5 protein-coding genes are annotated in these 5,209 nt (G+C 70.4%); 2 read left to right on the forward strand and 3 right to left on the reverse strand.

Going from position 1 to position 5,209, the window contains the following annotated elements; all coding sequences use genetic code 11:
* Positions 1-1,306: class II fumarate hydratase (locus tag G6019_RS10910; protein ID WP_182627579.1), on the forward strand; the 1,306-nt coding region annotated here is incomplete at its 5' end.
* A gap of 6 nt (positions 1,307-1,312) precedes the next feature.
* Here G6019_RS10910 and G6019_RS10915 read toward each other — a convergent pair.
* The 3 genes from G6019_RS10915 to G6019_RS10925 all read right to left on the reverse strand — a co-directional run bounded on the left by G6019_RS10915 (position 1,313) and on the right by G6019_RS10925 (position 4,548).
* Positions 1,313-2,668 carry a PhoH family protein gene (locus G6019_RS10915; protein WP_107756801.1) on the reverse strand — a complete coding sequence of 452 codons (1,356 nt, stop codon included), beginning with the start codon at positions 2,666-2,668 and terminating at the stop codon, positions 1,313-1,315.
* Between the two features lie 276 nt (positions 2,669-2,944).
* A complete protein-coding gene (locus G6019_RS10920) occupies positions 2,945-3,397 on the reverse strand; it encodes a MaoC family dehydratase (protein ID WP_095719204.1) in 453 nt (150 codons plus the stop codon).
* Complete coding sequence (locus tag G6019_RS10925) at positions 3,394-4,548, reverse strand: acyl-CoA dehydrogenase family protein (RefSeq protein ID WP_182611947.1); 1,155 nt, start codon at positions 4,546-4,548, stop codon at positions 3,394-3,396. The genes G6019_RS10920 and G6019_RS10925 overlap by 4 nt, the downstream gene beginning before the upstream one ends.
* 120 nt (positions 4,549-4,668) lie before the next feature.
* Here G6019_RS10925 and G6019_RS10930 point away from each other — a divergent pair.
* Positions 4,669-5,209, forward strand: a 541-nt coding sequence (locus tag G6019_RS10930) for a MaoC family dehydratase (protein ID WP_241725998.1), incomplete at its 3' end; no start/stop codon positions are given.

Here is a 5,209-nt window from a genome sequence, read left to right on the forward strand (position 1 = left end):
GGAGAACTTCCCGGTCTCGGGCAGCGGTCTCGAGCGCGCACAGATCCGCGCGCTCGGCCTGCTCAAGTCCGCGTGCGCGACGGTCAACGGTCGTCTCGGGCTCCTCGAGCAGACCAAGGTCGACGCGATCGTGTCCGCGGCCGGCCGGATCGCCGACGGGGAGGTCGACGAGCACTTCCCCGTGGACGTGTTCCAGACCGGCTCCGGCACCAGTTCCAACATGAACGCCAACGAGGTCATCGCGTCGCTGTGCGCGGCAGAGGGTGTCACCGTGCACCCGAACGACGATGTCAACATGTCGCAGTCCTCCAACGACACCTTCCCCACCGCGACCCACGTCGCCGCGACGGAGGTGGCGCTGACCGAACTCGTCCCCGCATTGAGCGGGCTGGCCGAGTCGCTCGAGCGGAAGTCCGTCGAGTGGCGGGACGTGGTGAAGTCCGGCCGCACCCATCTCATGGACGCGGTCCCCGTGACCCTGGGCCAGGAGTTCGGGGGGTACGCGCGCCAGCTCCGGGCCGGGGCCGAGCGTGTCTGCGCCACCCTGCCCCGGGTGGGCGAACTCCCGATCGGCGGCACGGCCGCGGGCACCGGCCTCAACGCACCGCACGGCTTCGGCTCCGCGGTGGTGGAGGAACTGCGCGCCCTCACCGGGCTCGAGGAGCTGCGCCTGGCCGCGGACCCGTTCGAGGCGCAGTCCGCCCGCGACGGTCTGGTGGAGCTCTCCGGGGCGATGCGCACGATCGCCGTCTCGCTGACGAAGATCGCCAACGACGTCCGCTGGATGGGGTCCGGTCCCATGACGGGCTTGTCCGAGGTCCACCTGCCGGACCTGCAGCCCGGGTCGTCGATCATGCCCGGCAAGGTCAATCCGGTACTGTGCGAGACCATCTCCCAGGTCGCCGCCCAGGTGGTGGGCAACGACGCGGCCGTGGCCTGGGCCGGCGCGACCGGGGCCTTCGAGCTCAACACCGCGATCCCGGTGATGGCCTGCAACGTCCTGGAATCGGCTCGGATCCTCACCACGTCCACCACCCTGTTCGCCGAGCGCTGCATCGACGGGATCGAACCCGACGTCGACAGGATGCGCCGCTACGCCGAGTCCTCGCCCTCGATCGTCACCCCGCTGAACTCGGCCATCGGCTACGAGGAGGCCGCCCGGGTGGCCAAGCACGCGTTGGCGGAGGGGATGACGATCCGCGAGGCCGTGATCGCCCTGGGCTTCGTCCCCGATCCGCTGAGCGAGGACGAGCTGGACCGCCGCCTCGACGTGCTGGGGATGACGGGGCTCGACCGCGAGCGCTGACGCCGGTCAGGCGGCGTGGATCCGGCGCAACTCCCCGGGCAGGGCGTCCGGGTGGAACTCCTCGAGCATCGTGGTGACCAACTCGGCGATCGCCGACCGCTCCGAGCGGTTGAGGGTCACGTGCGCGAACAACGGATGTCCCTTGAGCTTCTCCACCACCGCCTGGATGCCGTCGTGACGACCGACGCGCAGGTTGTCACGCTGGGCCACATCGTGGGTGAGCACGACCCGCGACCCGGTGCCCAGCCTGGAGAGCACGGTGAGCAGCACGTTGCGCTCGAGTGACTGCGCCTCGTCGACGATCACGAACGAGTCGTGCAGGCTCCGGCCGCGGATGTGGGTGAGCGGGAGCACCTCCAGGATGTCCCGGTCCATCACCTCGTCGATCACGTTCTCGCTGACCAGGCCCTCGAGGGTGTCGAAGACCGCCTGCGACCACGGCGACATCTTCTCGGTCTCGCTGCCCGGGAGGTAGCCGAGTTCCTGGCCACCCACGGCGTAGAGGGGCCGGAACACGACGATCTTGCGGTGGCGGCGCCGCTCGAGGACGGACTCGAGCCCGGCGCACAGGGCGAGCGCGGACTTGCCCGTTCCCGCCCGGCCCCCGAGCGAGACGATCCCGATCGACTCGTCGAGCAGGCAGTCGATGGCGATGCGCTGCTCGGCCGAGCGGCCCCGCAGGCCGAACACCTCGACATCCCCGCGCACCAGCTTCAACCCGCCGCCGTCGGTGACGCGGGCCAGTGCCGACGACGACTCGGTCTGGACCCGGATACCGCAGTGGACCGGGGTCTGCACGTCCAACCCGGCCGCGCGGGCCGCGAGCGGCGACGCCCCACCGTCGGAGAACAGGGTGTCCACGAGATCCTGGGTGGCGGGCAGGTCGGCCACCCCGCTGTACCCGGTCAGCACCACGTCCTGGGCGTGGTACTCGTCTGCGGGCAGCCCCACCGATCCGGCCTTGACGCGCAGCGGCACGTCCTTGGAGACGAGGACGGTGTCCTGGCCCTCCGCGCGGAGGTTGAGCGCGCACGCGAGGATCCGAGAATCCTCGCCGGTGTTGCGAAAGCCGGTCGGCAGGATCGTCTGGTCGGTGTGGTTGAGTTCCACCCGCAGGGTGCCGCCCTCGTCGGTGATGGGCAGGTCGCCGTCGAGCCGTCCGTGGCGCAGGCGCAGGTCCTCGAGGAGTCGGAGGGCCTCTCGGGCGAAGTAGCCGAGCTCGGGGTGGTGTCGCTTGCCCTCCAGCTCCCCGATCACCGCGATGGGCAACACCACGTGGTGCTCGGCGAAGCGGGTGACGGCCCACGGGTCAGAGAGCAGAACCGAGGTGTCGAGGACGTAGGTGCGTACGGTGTCGGTCACGGCGGACTCCTGGCCCGCGGCACCGCGGGCGAGCTGGGGGTGGACCGGTCGGCTCAGGTCACCTGGTGGTGACGGGGCCGGGTGCCGGCCCCCTCCCGATCGAGTGCGTCGATCATCGGCTGGGACCTCCCGACGGTCGGCTTCCCCACCGACCGTTGAGAGTCACGCTACGCCCGAATCACACACCTGTGAGTTAACTCATCGTGAATTCGTCAGACTCGTCGACACCTGCGGCCGGGGACCCGGCTCTCCCGCCCCGGAACCCTCGGCCCCGCCTCACTCGACCATCATCCGCACGGTCTCGGCCACGACCGCCGGACGGTCGGAGCCCTCGACCTCGACGGTCACCAGGCTGTTGAGCTGGACTCCGGCGGACTTGCGTTGGAGCGAGGTGAGCTCGACGCCCGCGCGGATCCGCGAGCCCACCGGGACCGGGGCCGGGAACCGGACCTTGTCGACGCCGTAGTTGATCATCATCCGGAATCCACGGATGTCCAGAACCTCCGCCCCCAGCACCGGCAGCAGGGACAGTGTGAGGTATCCGTGGGCGATGGTGGCGCCGTACGGCCCCTGCGCCGCGCGGACGGGATCCACGTGGATCCACTGGTGATCCCCGGTGGCCTCGGCGAACGCGTCGATCCGGTCCTGCGTGATCTCCATCCAGTCGCTGTACCCCACGTGTCGGCCGAGTTCGGCCTCGAGCTGCTCCAGCCCCTCGAACACCCTCATGACAGTCCTCCTCGCTGCACCAGTTGCGATGCGATGACGTTGCGTTGGATCTCGTTGGTCCCCTCGCCCACGATCATGAGCGGGGCGTCCCGGAAGTAGCGCTCGACGTCGTACTCCGTGGAGTACCCGTAGCCGCCGTGGATCCGTACCGCGTCGAGCGCGATCTCCATGGCGGCCTCGGAGGCGAAGAGCTTGGCCATTCCCGCCTCCATGTCGCAGCGCTCGCCGGCATCGGCGCGCTCCGCCGCGTGGAGCGTGAGCTGGCGCGCGGCGGAGAGCCTGGTGGCCATGTCGGCCAGTCGATGGCCGATCGCCTGGTGCTCCCAGATCGGTCGGCCGAACGACTCCCGCTGCTGCGCGTAGGCGAGCGAGTCCTCCAGGGCGGCCGCCGCCACCCCGAGGGCGCGGCCCGCGACCTGGATCCGTCCGGTCTCCAGGCCCGTCATCATCTGGGCGAATCCCCGCCCCGGCTCCCCACCGAGGATCTGCGTGACGGGCGTGCGATAGCCGTCGAACGCCAACTCGCACGTCTCGACGCCCTTGTATCCCAGCTTGGACAGGTCGCGCGAGACGGTCAGGCCGGGCCCGTGCTCGACCAGCACGATCGAGATCCCCCTGTGCGCGGGAGTGGCCGCGGGATCCGTCTTGCACAACAGCGCGATGAGGCCGGAACGGCGCGCGTTGGAGATCCACGTCTTGGTGCCGGTGATCACGAGGTCGTCGCCGTCGGGACGCGCGGTGGTCCCCATGGCCTGGAGGTCCGACCCCCCTCCCGGCTCGGTGAGCGCCATGGTCGCCCGCACCTCACCCGTCGCCAGCCGCGGGAGGTAGGCGGCCTTCTGCTCCTCGGTGCCGAACCTGGTGAGCAGCGTGGCCACCACGGTGTGCCCGCCCATAGCGCCGGCGAGCGACATCCACCCGCGGGCGAGCTCCTCGGTCACGTGCACGAAGCAGGGCATCGAGACCGGCATCCCGCCGTACTCCTCGGGCACGGCCAGACCGTAGATCCCGATCTGCTTCATCTGCTCGATCCAGCGTTCGGGGTAGGAGTCCGCGTGCTCCGTCTCGCGGACGGACGGCCTGACCTCACGGTCGATGAAGCGGCGCACGGTCGCCACCAGATAGGCCTCGTCCTCGTTCAGGTCCGGCACCGCGCAGCACCTCGTCGTCGTCGTCGCTCGGTCGTCCGCCCGGGTGGACGTCGGCTCATCGTCCCAACCCGCCGCACATCCGTCAATAATCATGCTCATGGATTGCCTAGGATGACGGCCATGAACAGTCGCGGCCACCTCCCCGTCGGCGGACCCCACTTCGATCAGTTGGCGGTGGGGCAGGTCGTCGTCGACGCCCCGGCGGTGACCCTCACGGACGGGCTCGCCGCGACCCACCAGGCCATCCTCGGCGACCGCCTGCGGCTCCCCCTGGACCGCCATCTCGCCCGCACGGTCACCGGTGGAACGGTGGCCCACCCCGGGCTCGTCATCGACGTGGCGATCGGTCAGTCCACCGTCCTCACCCAGCGCGTCAGGGCCAACCTCTTCTACCGCGGTCTGCGTCTGCACACCGCGCCCGCGATCGGGGACACCCTGTCCACCAGGACCGAGGTCGTCGGGTTGAGGACCACCAGTCCCTCACCGGGTCGCGCCCCCACCGGACTGGCAGCCCTGAGGGTGACCACCACCGACCAGGACGGGCGGACCGTCCTGGACTTCCACCGGTGCGCCATGCTGCCGCTCACGCCGGGGGTCGACCCGGCGTCGTGCGCGCACGCCGACGACCTGTCGACGATCGGGGCCGCCCCCGCCCGGCCGT

This window comes from Dietzia sp. DQ12-76 (genome assembly GCF_014145045.1).
Lineage (GTDB): Bacteria > Actinomycetota > Actinomycetes > Mycobacteriales > Mycobacteriaceae > Dietzia.